The sequence below is a fragment of the Micromonospora sp. DT227 genome, assembly GCF_049841835.1.
Lineage (GTDB): Bacteria > Actinomycetota > Actinomycetes > Mycobacteriales > Micromonosporaceae > Micromonospora.
Genome location: NZ_JBNCLA010000001.1, coordinates 851,096 through 868,065, shown reverse-complemented (window position 1 = coordinate 868,065; position 16,970 = coordinate 851,096). Strand labels below are relative to the sequence as shown.

At 62.0% G+C, this 16,970-nt stretch carries 16 protein-coding genes and 2 pseudogenes; 11 read left to right on the top strand and 7 right to left on the bottom strand.

All coding sequences use genetic code 11. The features are described from left to right. Nucleotides 1-11: 11 nt before the first annotated feature. The 8 genes from ACLQ2W_RS04255 to ACLQ2W_RS04220 all read left to right on the top strand — a co-directional run bounded on the left by ACLQ2W_RS04255 (nt 12) and on the right by ACLQ2W_RS04220 (nt 6,944). Nucleotides 12-899, top strand: coding sequence for a hypothetical protein (locus tag ACLQ2W_RS04255; protein WP_425785294.1), 888 nt, complete (start codon nt 12-14; stop codon nt 897-899). 439 nt (nt 900-1,338) lie between these two features. Beyond that, complete coding sequence (locus tag ACLQ2W_RS04250) at nt 1,339-1,722, top strand: hypothetical protein (RefSeq protein WP_425785293.1); 384 nt, start codon at nt 1,339-1,341, stop codon at nt 1,720-1,722. An 88-nt stretch (nt 1,723-1,810) separates the two neighbouring features. Then, nucleotides 1,811-1,948, top strand: coding sequence for a hypothetical protein (locus tag ACLQ2W_RS04245; RefSeq protein ID WP_425785292.1), 138 nt, complete (start codon nt 1,811-1,813; stop codon nt 1,946-1,948). After that, nucleotides 1,948-2,268, top strand: coding sequence for a hypothetical protein (locus tag ACLQ2W_RS04240; RefSeq protein WP_425785291.1), 321 nt, complete (start codon nt 1,948-1,950; stop codon nt 2,266-2,268). The genes ACLQ2W_RS04245 and ACLQ2W_RS04240 overlap by 1 nt, the downstream gene beginning before the upstream one ends. Nucleotides 2,269-2,548: 280 nt before the next feature. Further along, a complete protein-coding gene (locus tag ACLQ2W_RS04235) occupies nt 2,549-2,863 on the top strand; it encodes a helix-turn-helix domain-containing protein (protein WP_425785290.1) in 315 nt (104 codons plus the stop codon). Then, nucleotides 2,853-3,929 carry a protein kinase domain-containing protein gene (locus ACLQ2W_RS04230; protein WP_425785289.1) on the top strand — a complete coding sequence of 359 codons (1,077 nt, stop codon included), beginning with the start codon at nt 2,853-2,855 and terminating at the stop codon, nt 3,927-3,929. The genes ACLQ2W_RS04235 and ACLQ2W_RS04230 overlap by 11 nt, the downstream gene beginning before the upstream one ends. A gap of 44 nt (nt 3,930-3,973) precedes the next feature. Next, nucleotides 3,974-5,728 carry a tetratricopeptide repeat protein gene (locus ACLQ2W_RS04225; RefSeq protein WP_425785288.1) on the top strand — a complete coding sequence of 585 codons (1,755 nt, stop codon included), beginning with the start codon at nt 3,974-3,976 and terminating at the stop codon, nt 5,726-5,728. Nucleotides 5,729-6,464: 736 nt separating this feature from the next. Then, the gene (locus ACLQ2W_RS04220; protein ID WP_425785287.1) at nt 6,465-6,944 is read left to right on the top strand and encodes an Imm1 family immunity protein; all 480 of its coding nucleotides are present in this window, start codon (nt 6,465-6,467) and stop codon (nt 6,942-6,944) included. Nucleotides 6,945-7,065: 121 nt separating this feature from the next. On the opposite strand, the gene ACLQ2W_RS04215 is transcribed toward ACLQ2W_RS04220, so the two are convergent. Together ACLQ2W_RS04215 and ACLQ2W_RS04210 are read right to left on the bottom strand one after the other, a co-directional pair. Beyond that, nucleotides 7,066-7,533, bottom strand: coding sequence for an NUDIX domain-containing protein (locus ACLQ2W_RS04215; RefSeq protein WP_425785286.1), 468 nt, complete (start codon nt 7,531-7,533; stop codon nt 7,066-7,068). A gap of 23 nt (nt 7,534-7,556) precedes the next feature. After that, a complete protein-coding gene (locus tag ACLQ2W_RS04210) occupies nt 7,557-8,780 on the bottom strand; it encodes a helix-turn-helix domain-containing protein (RefSeq protein WP_425785285.1) in 1,224 nt (407 codons plus the stop codon). A gap of 494 nt (nt 8,781-9,274) precedes the next feature. Here ACLQ2W_RS04210 and ACLQ2W_RS04205 point away from each other — a divergent pair, with 494 nt between their 5' ends. The 3 genes from ACLQ2W_RS04205 to ACLQ2W_RS04195 all read left to right on the top strand — a co-directional run bounded on the left by ACLQ2W_RS04205 (nt 9,275) and on the right by ACLQ2W_RS04195 (nt 12,715). Further along, entirely contained in the window at nt 9,275-9,562 is a 288-nt protein-coding gene (locus ACLQ2W_RS04205; protein ID WP_425785284.1) for a hypothetical protein, read from the top strand. Nucleotides 9,563-10,235: 673 nt separating this feature from the next. Beyond that, a complete protein-coding gene (locus ACLQ2W_RS04200; RefSeq protein ID WP_425785283.1) occupies nt 10,236-11,588 on the top strand; it encodes a DNA cytosine methyltransferase in 1,353 nt (450 codons plus the stop codon). After that, nucleotides 11,585-12,715: a hypothetical protein gene (locus tag ACLQ2W_RS04195; protein ID WP_425786042.1), complete on the top strand. Its 1,131-nt coding sequence runs from the start codon at nt 11,585-11,587 to the stop codon at nt 12,713-12,715. The genes ACLQ2W_RS04200 and ACLQ2W_RS04195 overlap by 4 nt, the downstream gene beginning before the upstream one ends. Before the next feature lie 90 nt (nt 12,716-12,805). On the opposite strand, the pseudogene ACLQ2W_RS04190 reads toward ACLQ2W_RS04195, so the two are convergent. The 5 genes and pseudogenes from ACLQ2W_RS04190 to ACLQ2W_RS04170 all read right to left on the bottom strand — a co-directional run. Further along, a pseudogene (locus ACLQ2W_RS04190) lies at nt 12,806-12,913 on the bottom strand (hypothetical protein); the annotation flags it as partial. Nucleotides 12,914-12,986: 73 nt separating this feature from the next. Next, nucleotides 12,987-13,103, bottom strand: a pseudogene (locus ACLQ2W_RS04185) (very short patch repair endonuclease); the annotation flags it as partial. Nucleotides 13,104-13,226: 123 nt separating this feature from the next. Continuing rightward, entirely contained in the window at nt 13,227-13,568 is a 342-nt protein-coding gene (locus ACLQ2W_RS04180; protein ID WP_425786008.1) for a hypothetical protein, read from the bottom strand. A 97-nt stretch (nt 13,569-13,665) separates the two neighbouring features. Then, a complete protein-coding gene (locus ACLQ2W_RS04175) occupies nt 13,666-14,961 on the bottom strand; it encodes a PP_RS20740 family protein (RefSeq protein WP_425785282.1) in 1,296 nt (431 codons plus the stop codon). Continuing rightward, a complete protein-coding gene (locus ACLQ2W_RS04170; protein WP_425785281.1) occupies nt 14,958-16,862 on the bottom strand; it encodes an ATP-binding protein in 1,905 nt (634 codons plus the stop codon). Before ACLQ2W_RS04170 ends, ACLQ2W_RS04175 begins: the two co-directional genes overlap by 4 nt. Nucleotides 16,863-16,970 lie beyond the last annotated feature (108 nt).

Genomic DNA, 16,970 nt, shown 5'->3' with positions numbered 1-16,970 from the left:
GAGGAGCGGGGATGCACAAGACCTGGCGGAGGGCGGCCCTGGCGGCCAGCCTGTCGATCACGGGGGCGCTGGGTGGGCTGGTCGCTGCCGCGCCGGCACAGGCGCAGCCGGTGGCGTCCGGTTCGGTCACCTTCAGCGGTGACCAGGGCGACTACATCACCGGCGGCGGGTCGTACGCCTATTCGGTCGCCGACGGCGACCAGCTCACCACCTCCGCGTCGACCGACGCCAGCCACGTGTCGGTCAACGTCAACGGCTACGGCGGCGACTGGTGGTACCTGGACTTCGACGCCCCGGGCAGCCAGCCGCTGACCCCGGGCACCTACGAGAACGCGACCCGCTACCCGTTCAACGGCGCGGGCCCCGGCCTGAGCCTGGACGGGAACGGCCGCGGCTGCAACGAGCTGACCGGCACGTTCACCGTGCTCAACGCCGCCTTCGGACCGAACGGCTACGTCCAGACGTTCGACGCCACCTTCGAGCAGCACTGCGAGGGCGGCACCGCGGCAGCCCGCGGCGAGGTGCACATCGCCAACCCGCCGGCCCCGGCGCCGCTGGACCTCGCGCTCGCCGTGGCCACGCAGGGCACGGCCAGCACGGTGAGCGGCAAGGCGGTCGTGCACGGCACGGTGACCTGCAACCAGCCGACCTCCGTGGCGCTCTACGGCACGGTCACCGAGATCGTCAAGAAGACCATCGTCCGGGGTGACTTCACCACCCGCGTGGACTGCGTCCCGGGCAGCCCGGCGGCCTGGACCGCCACCGCCACGCCGACCGGCACCGTGCCGTTCGTCAAGGGTGACGTGGAGGTCAGCACCAGGGCCCAGGGCTACGACAGCGAGTACAACCAGTACGTCGAGGTCAACGACACCGCGGTCGTCAAGCTGATCAAGGGCTGATCCGCCGATTGGGGCGGCCGGCCCGGCGACGGTCCGGCCACTCCACCACAACGACGCCCGAACTGGCCGAGCAGGAGAGGCACACCCAGCAGGGCGGGAGCGCTCCACCAAAGGGACGACCCCCGTCGGGGGTAAAGTGACCTGACGTAGCAGCAAGAGTGATCGAGTGCCGTACCGCGTGGTCAGACGCATCGGTCGGGCCGTCGAGCATGATCGAGAGTCGCCACGTGGTACGGCGTTCGCTGACGATCGGCTGACGCGCAGCGTCTAGCATCGCGGTCGATGAGGCGCCCAGCAAACGAACCGCGGGTACAATTAACCCACGTCGAGGGGACCACGGCCACGAACATCGACCGGATGGACCACCCAGAGCTATCGCGGTCCGCTGCGGCCTACGGCTGTCACGTCACACGTCTATGCCAAAGTGAGCGACGTGCGGATGACCGACGACAGCGGGCGGGTACTCGACGCCGAGTACGCCGTAGAGCCCGACGGCGATTACCTCGCCGTCATCCTTGAGAGCATGAGCGGCCGAGCCAAGGGCAGACCGCCCCGCGATACCGACTACCGGCCGGCACTCGAACCGGAACGCCGCCTGGCCGACAGCGCTATCCGCCTTGCCGACATCGCCGACATTCCCTCGTTGCGGCGGCGGCTGACCAAGGCCCAGACCACCATCGGACAAGCACCCGATGCCCGTCTCCCAGGCAACAGCACCAAGCGGATACGGCTGGGCCTCAGCGTCCCCGGCTTCGAGCTTGCCGACGCCGGCCGCCTAGCGGCAGACCTCGCCAGAAGCTCAGCTCCCGAAGCAGCCCCCTGAGCCCGACCGCTCGCCGCTCTCTCCACGTCAGCTCACCGCCGGCGACGACACACCTGGCGGCAACGGTCGATCCAGCGGGTCCGGCTACATGACCGACCAGGCACTCAAGGCCGCCATCGAACAACACGCCGTGCAGACCGTCATGGACCATTACCGCCTGGTCGAGGAGTACGACGTCGAGAACGTCGGCACCCGGGAGACTACGACATTCGGGCCACGCGTGTAATGGAAGAGCTGCACATCGAGGTCAAGGGCTCCTCAGAGCTGGCGGACAAGGTCGAGCTGACCCGCAACGAAGTCCGCCACGCACTCTCGGCCGAAACCCACCTCGTCATCGTCGATCAGATCAGGTGGTGCCGGCTCCCCGATGGCACCATCGAAACCACCGGAGGACGAGCCCGCCGATGGACCACCTGGACCGCTGCGGAGGAACACCTCACACCCTCCCGGTACTGGTACCGCCCGCCGAACCACACAGACGAACTACCGCCGCCCCACCGCTCGCATCCAGGCACACCCCAGGCAGGCACGCGGCACACGAATTAGGGGGTGTAGCTCCTAGACAGTCATCGGCCGCCCAACCAGGGCCTCCGCTTGAACGATCCTCAGCGATCGGCTTGATCACTTCGCTCCTGGTCCGGATCATGCTGGCCTATCGCCCTCCAACGGTTGACCTCCCTTGTGGTCCCGGTTGTGCCTCGCGTACGCCCGACGATCTCGGCGGGCAATCGCTTGCGCCCCGGCGACTGAAGTCGCAAATACGACATGCCTGTTTTATTACTCGAAGTTCGTTGCCAGCACTGGCAACACGTCCTACCCTGCAAGGGTGACGGGCAAGGAGAGTGCCGCTACTTTGCTCCGCCGGCTGCGCGAGGAGCAGGGTCACAGCCTCCGCGCGGTCGCTGACCAGCTGGGCATCGCGGCTTCGCAACTCTCGCGGCTAGAACGAGGCGAACGACGGTACAGCCCAGAGGTGGGGGACCGACTTGCTAGCTACTACGGGATTCCCGCGGAGGCGCTAGAGCTGCTAGAGGGTCGAGTGCCCGCCGACATAGTAGAAATCCTAAAGAGGCATCCACAGGAGATCGAGCGACTGCGGCGGGTATACGGCAGAGAGGCTGAAGCTAACGATGGCGGATAGTCAGCGCGACAACTGGATAAGGTTTCTCGCCGGCAATCAGCTCGGTCCGTATGCTCTCCAAGCTTACCGGGGAGGCGGAGAGTATGGTCTCGTCTTCGACGCCATGGATACCCGGAATGACAAGGACTTGGCCCTAAAAATCCTTGCCCCAGGGGCTCGAAGTATGGATATGGTTGAGTTTGAAGAGGAGGGGAGACTACTTCGGAAGCTGAACAGATCCTCCAGCGTGGTCGGGATTTACGATTCCGCAGAAGTGCAAGTCACAATCGACTCGGCGCGCGGTGTTGCAATTCCTTTTCGGTATCACGCCCTTGAGCGTGCAGAAGACTGCCTAGAGACCCTTCTGATAGATGCGCGTAACCGCAGAAGCCTCGATTGGCAAGATAAGTTGAAGCTCTGGCGAGGTGCAGTTAGAGGCATCCACCAGATGCACATAAAGGGCTGCGTACACAGAGACATCAAGAGTAGCAACTGTCTGCTTTTTGTTCGACCACGGAACGTTACAGAATGCAAAGTATCCGACTTAGGTAAAGCGCGAGATCTAGCTGAACAATCAAGGCTTCCACCTGAGAAGTACCTAATGGGTCGAGGCGATTTCCGCTTCGCCCCGCCGGAGTTTCTGTTCCTCCAAGGTGCCGATGATGAGCTCTCGTTCAAGTTGGGCGATCTATACGGCTTGGGATCATTGCTTTTCGAAATCGCAACTGGCCAAGGCATCACCGGCGTTGCTTTGGGTTTCGGACCGCGTTTGGTACGAACCAATTTAAGGGACTACCAGGCAGGCGTCCGAACAGATTTAAGCGGGCTTAGGCCGCAGTACGCTAAAGCCTTCTCCCTCTTAGCTCCAGAACTGCCATCTAGTATCCGATTTCGCACGGTTTCACTAGTGAAACAGCTATGTGACCCGGTACCTGCGATGCGAGTTCCGCGAACCGTGATGGGGCGACGAAGATGGTCGGGCCCAGGCCTTGAGTGGCTGCTTCGGCAGGCAGATATTATGATCCGCTCAACGAACGTGCCGAGACAGCGGCAGCCAATGAGTCGAGTAGGAGGGAGGACGCTATGACCACTTTCGGAAGCATCATAGACAGCGAATCTACCGTGCCATCAATGGGCATCGTTGACTCGCCCGTTCGTCCAAAGCTACTCGCTGAATCGAGCAAGCAGCTAACGAGCACAGTTCGAAGGCCTCGATCTTTTGATGACGACGACATCGAAGAGATGGCGACCGCATGGCAAATCTCGGCGATGCAGGAACTGCGTAAGGCTCGCGAACTAGCTGATAGGTATCCTGCCTCAGCCACCGCGCTCGCCCGCCTGGCCGACACAGCCCTGATCGCCGGAGACGACGACCAGGCGCTGGAAGCCGCCGTGAAGGTACTAGAGAATGGAGCGCAGAGTTGCCGGGAGGGTCGGGCAGGTGATCTCGACAAGCCCGCGACCTACGTCACTATCCAAGTCCTCCTCCGACTCGGAAAGGAGCAGCTGGCGGATCGGTACCTGCGCGAGATGGCAGCCGTCCCAGAACTCGCTCAGGTAGGAGCAGCGGTACTAATAAGGATGTCGCGGTTCGACGACGCCCTGGCCGCGTTGACTGACCTTGACGAATCACTACCGGGCGTTGCGAGCATCCGCGGCTACATTCATCTACTTCGGGACGAGTATTCGAAGGCGATTTCGCATCTGCGGGCAGCGTATCGCTCAGACCCGAACGATGTGGACTCCATCCTAAACCTTGCAGCAAGTCTCTGGCATCTAGATGCGCGAAGGAAGGCGATTCGCTGGGCCAAGCAGGCGACTATAATCGCGCCGGGCCGATACGACACCTTCCTGGCATTACTTAGATACCTTATCGAGAGTCGGCGTTTTGATGCCGCCGACTCTGAAATTAAGGCGCTCCTCGAAAGAGGAGTCGTGCCAACTTCTGCTCTCATTCTGCTTCAGGCGCAAGTGGCAGCGGGAAAAGATCAGCCGTCCCGTGCGGGTAATCTTCTTCGACGCGCCCGAGCCTTAGCCGGCGAAGAGAAGGACGACGTCTCCGCTGCAGAACTCGACGGGCGTATCGCCGTCTCCGAATATGTGTCGGGCCGGATCGATCGACCCGATGCGTTGCAACGAGTAAGGGCCGCCCTTAGGCGGACCCCGAGTAGCGCTCTCTTGGCCGCCCTTCTTGCCGACCTTATTGACAAGTCATCAGGAGCGCGGGAAGTCGAAGTTGCATTAAGTAAGGTTGACCGGGTCGGCCAGGGATCTGTGATCAAGGGTATTGAGTGTCGCCTAGCATTCCTCAAAGGCGATTTCGATCAAGCGGCTCAGCTATGTTTGGCCTGGGTGCGACAGGAGCCTCTAAATGAGAGAGCGATCAAGCTTGCGACGTTCTGGCACGGCGCTCTATACGAAGAATGGAACGACGCAGCAGATCGGACCATTCGCGCCATCGAAAGACTGGGTACCTCTAAGTCCCTCATTAACCCAGCTGCCTATTCTCTAGCCCTCGCTCGGCGAGGAGATGAGGCACTTGCGCTGCTTGAGCGTGTCGACACGTCGGATTTCGTCCTTACGGCCACTAAAGGACTGGCGCATATCTCGGTCGGCCAGGTCGAAGAAGGGTTGGCCCTCTACCGTCGCGCGGCGCAACTTGCAGACGAGCAAGAGTCGGGTAAGCATCACAGGTTGTTGATGACGCTTCATCAAGCAATGGGCTTGCGGAGACTCGGCCTTACTGAGACACATGCGGAGGTTGTTCGGGCAGCTGCGCTCCCAGCAGTTGACCTGCCCTCAAACTGGCGAGAGATTGCAGACCTTGCCTTTCTCGCTGAGGTAGCTCGGAGGCGAGGCTGGAGTTGGCCGGTCATGATTGAGTGAGGAAACCCTAGCTACTCGATGAGTTGGCAGCGGTTACTTGCCAATCCATCCTGCCTGCCTTTGACCCGCCCACCCGCCCACCTGGGGAGCGGGCCGCAGCCCCGGCGCGGCACGTCGAGCGGACCTTGACACAGGTTCCGACGCTGGCGCGTCGGGCGGCGGCTTGTTCGGCTCGCCCGGGTCGACGGTGGGCGGGATTGCTCCCACCACCCACGGACCGCAAGCCGCCGTGGTTGTCCCCACCATCCCGGAGCCCGAGGCCCCGCCGGAGGCGCAGTAACCTCAACTACGCCAGCTCGCCGATGCGGCCGGCGTGCGCTCCCCTACGCCGCGCGAGCACGAGGCCGCGTGGCCCGTTCGGCTGCAGGCTCGCTACCGCCCGGCCAACGTCCCCTGTCGTCCTGCGGCGACCCTTTGGCTCCCCGCTGTCCGCGCCGGTCGCCGGTCGGGTTGCGTGGTCAGAGTCGGAGCGCGAGCGATGGACGCGCGCCAGGCGGCGGCGCGTGCGGCCCGTTCAGGGCCGCTTTGAAGGCGTACAGACACTCTGCACATCACCGGTCGGGCTGGCGGTTGTCCCGTCACGGGACATGCTTGACACTACGTCCCACCAGATACTTTGACGTGATCCTCAAAGCCCTGCGGAAGCCCTCACGGTCCGCGATAGTGCGCGCATCCCGGCAGACGGCTGTAGTCCTACCTTTCGAGGGGGCCTGGCAGGATCGCTACGGTGTCGGGCGTGATTCTGTCGGTAAGCAGTCGCGTGTTCGATGAGGCCTGGCGCCACGCGACGACATGGGAGGAGAAGGCTCAACTGGTTGAGCTAACGATGGACCGGCTCCCATCTGACGATCTTGCCTGGTTCGGCATCGCCGACCGACCAGTCAGTGACGACGAGCTGACGTCGGACACCTGGCTCGCCGTCGCGGTCAACAAGACCGCTGGCTACGGAGCCTTGATGTGGTGCGTCGATTCCCGCAGCCCGAGACGCGGCGGCATCTATGAGCACGTCTGGCTGACCGACAACTCAATACCACCGAAGGCCGACCCCCAGGTCGTGGCGAACTCGGATGCTGGACTGATCCACAGTCCTCGCAGCACACTGCCCATACCCCAGATTCGTCTGGCCGTGGAAGAGTTCTGCTACGGGGACACCGGCGACCGGCCGGAACAAGTCAGCTGGGCACGCGGCGACCTCAACGGCCACCGCCACGACTGAGCCGGGCACGTCAGCCGATGACCCCAGTCGCACCAGCGTTTGGGAGCCGCGCGCCCACATCAGATCATCGGCATGCCGCTGCTGTCGTAAAGTGCGTTAGTTTGCCACGCTACTGGCTTCCTCAGATGGCGCTGCCATGCTCGGCGTAGGCGGACGTGCCGCCCCGGCGTGCCGCGATTGCGGTACGGATCCTGCGGGCCAGCCGCGTCGGGCCATGCTCTTCCAAGGACTCTTCGCCTACGTAGCGCCATTCAGTGAGTTCGCCGTCCGCAAAGCGGATCTCGCGCTCGCTGTCGGGTCCGAGTGACCCGCCGTCGAAGATGAAGAGCAACTTGTCGCCCTCGCGTTCGGCGGGTGCCCAGTCCACGACCAGCATCGGTCCGAGTGCGGGAGTGAGGCCGAGTTCCTCTCGAATCTCCCGTACACAGGCAGCCCGCGGTGACTCGCCAGGCTCGACGTAACCGCCCGGGATCTCCCAATGGTCCTTGTAGCTGGGGCGTACCAACATCACCCGGCCCTCGGCGTCGAAGAAGAGGACGCCAGCGGCGACGCGTGGGGTCGCCGCTGGTGGCATCTCGTCGGCCGTCACCAGGGCAGCCTAGATGCCTCGCTTCAGTCGAGCACCTTCAGCCGGCGAGCCAGGCCGACCAGCTCGGCCGGCGGCTTGCCGCGCTGCCGACGGACCCAGGTCAGCGCCAGTTGTCTGCTGAGGAAGTGGTGCCTGACTTGCTCGGGGGCCATTTGCTCTGCTTCGAGCAGCACAGCTTGGGCGTCGTCGACGCGGTTCCACGAGCTGTAGGCGCGGGCGATTTCGAGGGCGTGCCGTACCCGACGTTCCATCGGGAGTCCGGTGGTGTCGACGCGCGGGCCGAGGTCGACGGCCACCTGTACATCACCCAGCTCGGCTGCGGTAGCGACGCGGTGGATGGCGACGTTGGTCGGGCCGAACGCGGTCCGGAGGTGGTTGGCATCGTTTCCGAGCTGGTCGGCGGCGTGCTCTGCGGCGGTGAGGAAGGTGCGGGTGGTGCCGGCGTCGTTGGAGCGGGCGGCGGCCATGGAGCCGGACAGGAACAGGGTGCCGTAGACGGAGAGCAGGGCCGGCGAGGCGTGCGCCAAGTGGGGCTCCAGGTAGCCGGCGGCGTCTTCGGTGAGACGTACGGCTTCGGTGTAACGGCCGGTGGCGTGCAAGGCGTGACCGACGGACCGGAACAGAGAACCGGTGATGAGCGGGTCGCCGGTGGGCCGAACGGCTGCCAAGCCGCGGTCGGCAGCGATCCAGGCAAGGTCGACCTCTCCAAGCTTGGTGAGCTGGGTGGCGGTCAGCTGATAGGCAAGGCCGAGGAGCCGGCGGGCCTGGTCCTGGTCGTCGCCCTCGTGGCGGTCGACGGCGGCCTGCGCGCAGTGGAGCAGGTCGGGTAGTCGGCCGGTGACGTACCCGAATCGGGAGTCCTGATAGGCGGCCCAAAGCGCGCCGACGTCCTTCCGCAGCATGGCAACGGTCGGTGGCTCGCCGTGGAAAGTGCCGCCGAACGGGGCAATGGCGCGGTAGTTCATCAGCGCCGACCGGAGAGCGGGGATGGTGTCGGTGCCGGTGTCGGCGGTCCAGTCAAGCAGCACGGGTTCGCCGAGGAGGTCACCGAGGGATACGTCCAGGACCTCGGCAAGGGACTTGATGACGGAGAGTCGGTCCAGCTCGATGCGGTTGTTCTCGACCTTTCCGAGCCAGTCAGCGGTGCGGCCGATGAGCCCGGCAAGGACTTCCTGCGACAGGCCGCGCCGGCGGCGGTACCAGGCGATGCGCTCGCCGATGGTCAGGGTGTTGGTTGTCCTGTGCACCGTCTCACCTTCTCCCCTCGGCTGGCTGCGACCCCGGAAGGATTTTCCGGGTCACTGGGCGGTATGTGCCACAACCTGTCTCCATGACGGGGCTGAACGTATCGACCAACTGCCGGGCTTCGGTCGCCCGGCGACCTGCTGAGGCTGGCCCGGGGTGGGTGCTGGCATGGGACCGCGACCCGAACGCGGGTCCCGAGAGAGCCCGCCCACCCCGGCGCCCCGCAGAAGGCACCCGGTTCCGGTAGGTGCGCCCAGGCCGGGTGAACTGGTCTTCCTCGACGGTCGCGCGTCGGTGCAGTTCGGCGGCGATCGGGCGCTGTGGCTGCGGGTGACCGCGATCGGTGACTGGCCGGCGTATGACGGCTGGGTGTGGTTGATCGGCTACGTCATCAACCCGGCCGACGGGCAAGCGTCGGCGAAGCGGGAGGTCTTAGCGCGGATCGCCGGCCTTCAGAGCAGCACGCCGCCGCTGGCGCGGACGACAAGGAGTCGTGGTGTTCGACCTTCGGATACGGCTTGGACATGTGCTCCGGGTGGAGGCAGCCGACCGCTACCGACCATCCGACGGGCCGATGATGCTCCGGATGACCGGCGTCCGCCTGGTGCTCAACCGCCCCGAACGCGAGCAGTGGATCTGGGTGGAGGGCATCAAGGTGGCACCTCGTAACAGGCGGGGCGAGCACACGCAGATCCTCGTACCCGTTCGGCTGTTCACTCCTCACGGTCCGGTTGGTGACGGACGGAGTGCCGACGAGAGAGCGGGCGCGGCTGACGATCGCTGACTTTCCGCCCGGCGCTCGACCTGGCCGAGCCGGAAAGGCACTCCCACCAGGGCGGGAGCGCTCCCCGGAAAGGGACGACCCCCGTCGGGGGGAAAGTGACCTGACGTAGCAGCAAGCGTGATCGAGTGCCGTACCGCGTGGTCAGACCTACTGGTCGTACCATCGAGCATGATCGAGAGGCGCCACGTGGTGCGGCGTTCGCTGACGATCCGCTGACTTTTGGGCTAAGGCGCTGCGGGCGCCCGAGGACGGCCGGAGGCCGCCGCCGGCAGGCGCAGGCCGCAGAACCTTCTGATCCGTAGCTCCGGGCGATGCGATCTCATATGGCCATCTTCGACGTCGCACAGCTCCTGCTCGCCGCCTGGCAGCTCTTGCGGGCCGGCCGGTTGCTGTACATCGCTGCTGTACTGCCGCGTCGCAGCAGGCGCCAGCCCAGCTCCGTCGGCTACAGGGCCTTGACCCGTGTTGAAGACAGCCTGGAAGTATCAAGAGTCGCGCCTGGAGCCGCTAACGGGTGACCCCCAGGTAGACCGTCGGACCCTGTTAGTAGAAAGATCGTGCACGGCTCGCCGTGGCGTGCCTACCCGGCAGCACGAGAGCCATCGACCATGATGGCCGGCAGACCCGGGCGAGACGCAGGCGCGCCACGTAGCCCCAAGGTCGGAGGGACAGCATGAGGACTTCGAAGCCGGAGCCACTATTCGAGTTGCCTCCGGCATCTTCTTCAGGGGGCGAGGGTCGCCCGCTGACTATGATCGATCTTTTCTCCGGCGCGGGCGGCTTGTCTGAAGGTTTCCGACAGCAGGGCTTCCAGGTCGTCCTAGGCTCGGATGTCGATCCAGACGCATGCGCTACATACAAGCTCAACTTTCCAGAAGCGACCACCGTATGTGGTGACGTTCGGGATCCGGCAATCAAGAGGCAAATTCTGGATGCCTCCTCCGGTGTAGATGTAGTAGCAGGCGGTCCGCCTTGTCAAGCGTTCTCACAGGTTCGGAACCATTCAAGGATAATCGACGACCCCCGCAACTCCCTGTATCGAGAATTCGTCGACCTAGTGAATCAGATCAGGCCAAAGGCGTTCGTTATGGAGAACGTGCCTGGCATGGCGCAGATGGGCGTTGTTGAGCAGGTAGTCGAAGACTTAGAGCTTGGCGGGTTGTACCGGGTAGAGCCGCCCGCGCCGGTCGATGCGGTCGACTTCGGCGTACCCCAAACGAGAAAACGGATCGTTTTTCTCGGCATTCGTGCAGACTTGGATGTTTCTCCGCCCACTCTGGCCGGCAGCGGCGCCAGCGCAGCCTTGTCGCTCGTGAGACGCGGCAAGGGGTATTACGCCGTCGAGCAACGAGGGCACGGATCGAGCGACTACGCGGAGATGTTGAACGACCCTAAGGATCTTACGATCGTCTCCGTGGAGCAAGCCATCTCGGACCTTCGAGGCTTGGAGGCCGGACGGCGGGCCGATGAAGTTGAGTCAAAAGAGCTAAGGCGGCCCCAGTCGGCCTATCAACGACTTATGAGATCTGGTGCTGCCAAGGTTACGCGCAATGTTAGCGTTCCGCGTATCAATCAGGACACCGTCACCAGGCTTAGCAATATCCCACCGGGCGGCAACCATCGAGACTTGGCCGAGGAGTTCCTCGCCCGTTACATTAGCGGACAAAAGTGGGGACCTAGCACTGATAGCGGACGCCTGGTACGGGCTCACTTCTACGCCTACCGGCGGCTTCACCCGTCGATGTGGGCGTGGACCCTGAACACCAAGGCCGACTGCGCTTACCACTACAACGCCCACCGCGCACTCAGTGTGAGAGAGTTTGCCCGAATTCAGTCGTTTCCTGATCGGTTCGTCTTTACATCCGACCCGACACGTGGCAACATCCCTGGGCGTATCGACGGGGGCCCTACCCACTCTCGCTATCGGCAGGTGGGTAACGCTGTGCCTCCGCTCCTCGCAGCGGCGATTGCACGGGAGGTAGCCGAGGTGGTTTGGAAAGCTTGCCGGGGAACGTCAGCGACATGACCGAACCCCTGCCCGGTATGCCAATACCCCCGGCAGCGAAGCCCCAGAAAGGTGTGCCCCGCCAGCGAACCCGCAAGAAGAAGGTTACAGCGTTCGGCGCGGAAAACCGCGGCCGCCTCCTGGACTTGTACTTCTCGGAGGCAGACGAACTGGATCCTTCGACGGCATGGAAGCATATTTACCGATTACTTCTATCCATCGACCGAACAATCGGGCTTGCTCATTGCTACGAGAGTAACCGTTGTCAACCTGGCGAAGCATGGTACGTGCGTTCCCTCGCCTTCCATGGATGGGTAGCGGAGCAGCTAGAAACGACCCCCGCAGAACTAGCCAACCAGATTGACTGGCTCTTCCGTCGCGCGATCGTCGACTTGGCCAGCGCAAAGATTTCCGCGGCGCGTAGCAAGCGGACGCTGAAAGAGCGGGAACCGTATGAAGGCATGGGTTTTCCTGAGCCGGGAGACGACCCAGAGCTAGCCACTGTCATTCTTAATGCCGTCGAACCTTGGCTTGCTGGGCAGCCGCCGCAGACGGCGCAGCAAGAGCTAGTGCAACGAGTTCTGACTTATGTAAAGCAGGAAAATAAGCGCCGCAACCTTATTGGCGAGGCGTTCGAAGACTCGATTGCTGCAATCTTGCATCGCATCCCTGTGATTGCCGCGGCGTATGAAATCAATACTCGAACGCGTTTACACAACATTCGGGGGTTCAGCCGCGGGCCAGCTAAGCACAAGGAAGACATCGTCGACCTGGTGCTCATCCGCAAGCGCGACCAGCGGCGATTGCTGGTCACCGCGAAGTGGAGCGTGCGAGCTGACCGAGAAAAGCAATTCGACAGCGAGTACGCGACTTACACCGGCCGCGAGGACTTGGGCGAAGACTTCGACTACGTCTGCATCACTAACGAATTTGATTCTGCAAGGCTAGTTCGGGCCTGCGAACGCCGGTCCGGGAACCAGAATCAGTTCACCGATGTAGTGCATGTACAACCAGAAGGTCCAGCTTTGGCTTATCGCCACGGTGGAACTGACCGAGAAGATAACTCCGGCCCGATGTATCGCTACATCGCCAGTGGCCGCCTGTCCTCGTTTGCAGGATGGGTTAATAAGCTTGCGGCGTCTGGTTAGGAGCTTTTTTTTCTTCCACCCTGCTTGCCGCAGCGTTTCGGTAATTTTGCCCGCAACTGCTCCTACGTCAGCTTTCACTTCAAAATCCCAAAAGCGGAGGACTAACCATCCATTGTCCCGCAAGCTTCTGTCTGCCAAAGCATATCGCCGCTGAGTGCGCAATCTTTTCTCGCCAATAGGGCGCAGCAGTTGACGCATGGAAGTAGTCGGGGTGACCATGCCAATACGCGCCGTCTATAAAGACGGCCACCCGCCACCGCGTGAAGGCTAGGTCCGGTTTACCAGGTAGCTGTGAAACATGCACCCGATAGCCCGTCGCTCCCGCAAGTCTGAGAGCGCTCCTTACGGCCAGCTCCGGTTTCGTGTTCTTGGACCGAATCGCCGCCATCACCTTTGAGGGACCCAAGGTGGCTTACGCGGACGTACGGCCGACAGCAAAAATAAGTGCGTCGATATGCTGCGCCACATCGAGAGCGGACGACTCTCCTCTCTCGATGGATGGCTGCAGACACTAGCTTCCGACCGCTGACGCGCCGCTCCAGCCAGCCCGCTTCAAAGCATCGACCACTAAGCTGGCCAGGCACCCAATGTCGTCCTTAACGTCAAAATCCCAGAAGCGGAGGACGGTCCACCCAGCAGCGACCAAAGCCGCCGTAGCTAATTGGTCCCGCCTCTGAGTATTGGCAATTTTGGTTCTCCAATACTCGGAGGCGGTCTCCGCGCGAAAATGTTGCGGGTGTCCGTGCCAGAAAGCTCCATCCACGAAGATGGCAACCTTCCATCGAGTGAAAGCGATGTCCGGCTTCCCTGGCAACTCCTTAACATGGAGGCGATAACCTGTCGCCCCCGCTATTCGAAGCGATTCTCTGACTGCTCGCTCTGGTTGTGTCCTTGGACCGTATGGCCGCCATCACCCGGGACCGTCCTCCAGGCGACAGATGATCAGCCATCTAGACACGTCCGCCCGGCTGCGTCACGGCGGTTGTTCCAGCGATTCTTTGCAGCCCGATTTGCCGTGCTGCCCCTTCCGAATCCTCGATCCGCTTGCTGAAGTCGCTACTCAAGTAGGCTTCACGGTCGTACCGCAGATCTGCAAGTAGGTTCGCCATATCAGCGCGCATCTCCTCGAAAAGGAACTCGTCGGCGCGGAGGACAGCGTCGACATCCTTCACAACACCCATACGGACCGCATGCTGTTCCAGTTCTGCGCACTCGTCCGGCAGCTCCGGCGCCGGTATCAGGCGTGACGGATCGTGCACGGCAAGATCATATGGCGTAACACGCATAACCAGGCTGAACATGTTCGGCGCTGGATGGTATTTGCTCAGTCGGTAGCTGAAGACGCTTATCAGCTTGAAACGAGCGCTGCGCACCTGTCTTCCCAAATTGCAAAGCCAGCTCGTGAAGGCGAAGAGCAACCACCTCGAGTAGACTTCCTCGCCACAGCTATCGAGCTCTGGCAAACCCATACCAGATCCAGCGCCAAAGGCTTTCTGCGCCTCGGCCAGAGCCCTTTCACAGGCCGTCAACCGCTCTTCGAGCGGCCCAACAAGCTGTGCAGCGTTGTGGTGGCCGTGCCCTCCTTGTCCGTCCCGGTCAAACGCGGAGGTCAAGAGCAGTATCCAGGGGTCGTTGCGCTTCCACTGGACCTTAAATAGGTTCAACAGCGCTTTGTAGATATCACCCTGGCCTGCAGGGCTGTTCGTCGCGCTACCACAAAAATCCAGATTCACTACGTCGAAAGACAAGCGGCTGGCACTTGCATATGCCATTGAGTTTTCGTCGGCCAACTCCAAAAACTCGTCCGGCATAACCTTGCTTTCACGATGGATATGCCCACTCTTGGAAAGCTCATCCTCGCTTAGAAGCAAATAAGCACTCTCTGCACTGTCTGTCGTAGCTGTACGGTCGAAGCCGAGGTAGCGCAGCATGAACCCTCTCTTGGCGCACTCTTCTGAAAGTAGTCGCACGTCGAGCAAGTCGCTGCCCGGCAAGCCAATGTAGTTCACCTCAGTTTTTTTGTTGTCCACGCTGGAGAGGTGGTCGAGTAAATCAGCAAACGAATTGACCCACTGCTTACGTCTTACGTATTGCTTGCGCGGCCTGTGCCAAGGCTTGAACTGCCTTGGTATGCCCCCAAGGGGCACGGGCGGCTGATATGCCGGCGCAAGCTCCTCCGGCTCCTCATCAGGGACGGGTAGGTCCTGCTCGATGTAGTTCTCGTCGTCAAGGTCTTCGTATGTCACGGCTCCGCCCTCAAGGCCGTGGCAAGCGCCTTCATCAACTCGTTTGTCTCTTCAGGCGATAGGTTTTCCAGTAAGTTGTAGGCAGCGAGGATCTGAGCGATGGCTGCTAAGGTCATCCGCTCGCGCTCTGCGGCTGGTGATGCGCGCCGCTCGCCCAAAACTGTCTCCGGCTCCAACCGAATGCTGTCGACCATGGACGAGCTCCCGCCTCCGGGGTAGGCCCAGGTCACGGGGGGCGGCTCGCTCGATCCGCTCTGGCGCTGTCTCCACGTCCTCTTGGCTATCCGGTCGAGTTCTGCAACGTGGCCTGCAGCCGCAGCCAGGCGGCCTTCCTTATGAAGCCTGCTCGCTAGGGTCTTTTGAGTGTTGATCGCACGTCCAATCGAGGCGTGCAGCCAGGAGGTAATCCGACGAGCATGTGGATGCGCTTGGTTGAAGCCTTCACGGTCAATATTGAGTGCTGCCTCGAAGCCGCGCGTTACGAAAATCTCGCATGTTAACTGGCGGAGCCGAGTGGTCTCTGCGATTCCATAATCGAGGAACGTCTGATCGAAAAGTGTGCCGCTTGCCCCGTGGACGCGGATCAGGGCGCCGTTGTGCTCGATCGGCGCAATCTTCGGCGCCCACATAATGTAGGCGATGAACTCAAGCGGTCCGCCGCTGCGGGCAGCGTCCACTCCACCGAAATCCTCGCGTACCCGGTCGCCGAATACGAGGGGCTTCTTGATGGCATGACTCGTTGAAGGTAGGCCCTCCAACCTGATCGGTCGACGCAGCTCCAGGTTGTCGACGAATACCCGAAATGGTTGTTTCCCAGTGCCGATGTCTTCCTCGACCTCCAGCGCTGATGCGATGGAGCCTCCAGCAAGAGGCCGGGCGGGCTCTCGCTTGTTCGCTTGGAACACATAGCGATCGGCGTCCTCGGGCCCCACCATTAGCGGGTGAGCACCTACGTAAGCCAGGGGGGCAGCTAAAGCCAATTCCCATACTGTCTGAAGGTACTTGTCGAACAAGAAATCAATGGAAGGATTGCGGGAATTTCCAGTCCTCAGTTCTTCCCATACTGAGTCCACGAGAGAAGTGAAGGCCGCTAAGCCGTCATCAGTATCCTTCCACGGCAGCGAGTCTGCGGGCTCGCCCTCGTCACTCACCAGCTCCCCGCTTTCAAGGCGTCCGACATGGTACCGAGGCGGCTTTTCTCCCCCTTGCACTCGGTACCACCTGTCGGCGTCCGAAAGCGTCCGTACCGTGTGCCGCTGCAGCTCGGTAAGAACAATAGTGGTTCCGCTTGCATCGATATCTCGGGCAGCAACCCGCCAAATCGATACCAAGCCAGCCTCATATGGCCCGTTGTCAGCATCCGACGCCTCGTCAGAGAACGTTCTCAGACGGACTACGGCGACAGTTCGCCACGGGTCGTCCTTGACCTTTGTGATAATTTGAAATGAATGAGTGAGCTGAGATACAGAGAACAAGCCGATTCCGATGCGGCCAATCAGCCGACGGCCGCCTGGACTAAGGAACCTGTTGTCTATCTGCGTAATTCCCAGGTCGCCACCACCAGGTGAACGCTTTGCGCTCCCGCCAATATGCTCAACCACATGGGCGAGCACTTCCGGGCTCATCCCATTCCCGTTATCCGCTATCCTTATCGACGAAAATCGTGGTCGGTCCGTCTGAATCACGACCTCAGTCGCATCAGCGTCGTATGCGTTAGAGATCAACTCTCGCAGAGCGCTCGACGGTTCGCGGTAGATGCCGTCGGTCACCCGCGCAAGCACCCGCTCATCGGTGGTCAGCCTTGCTTGCACCACCTCATGCTCACTGCGGCTATTGGCGATGCGCTCAGCGAGTGACCGCCCTGCCTGGACGAATTCGGAATCCGATGCGACCTGGGCCATGGCCGGATACTACCCTTGGCAACGAGAGCCTCACGCACCGACGAACGGACGCAATAGAGCCTATCTAGGTTCAAAATGTCGCGCCGCCTGGCTAGCCCTCACTGTCTG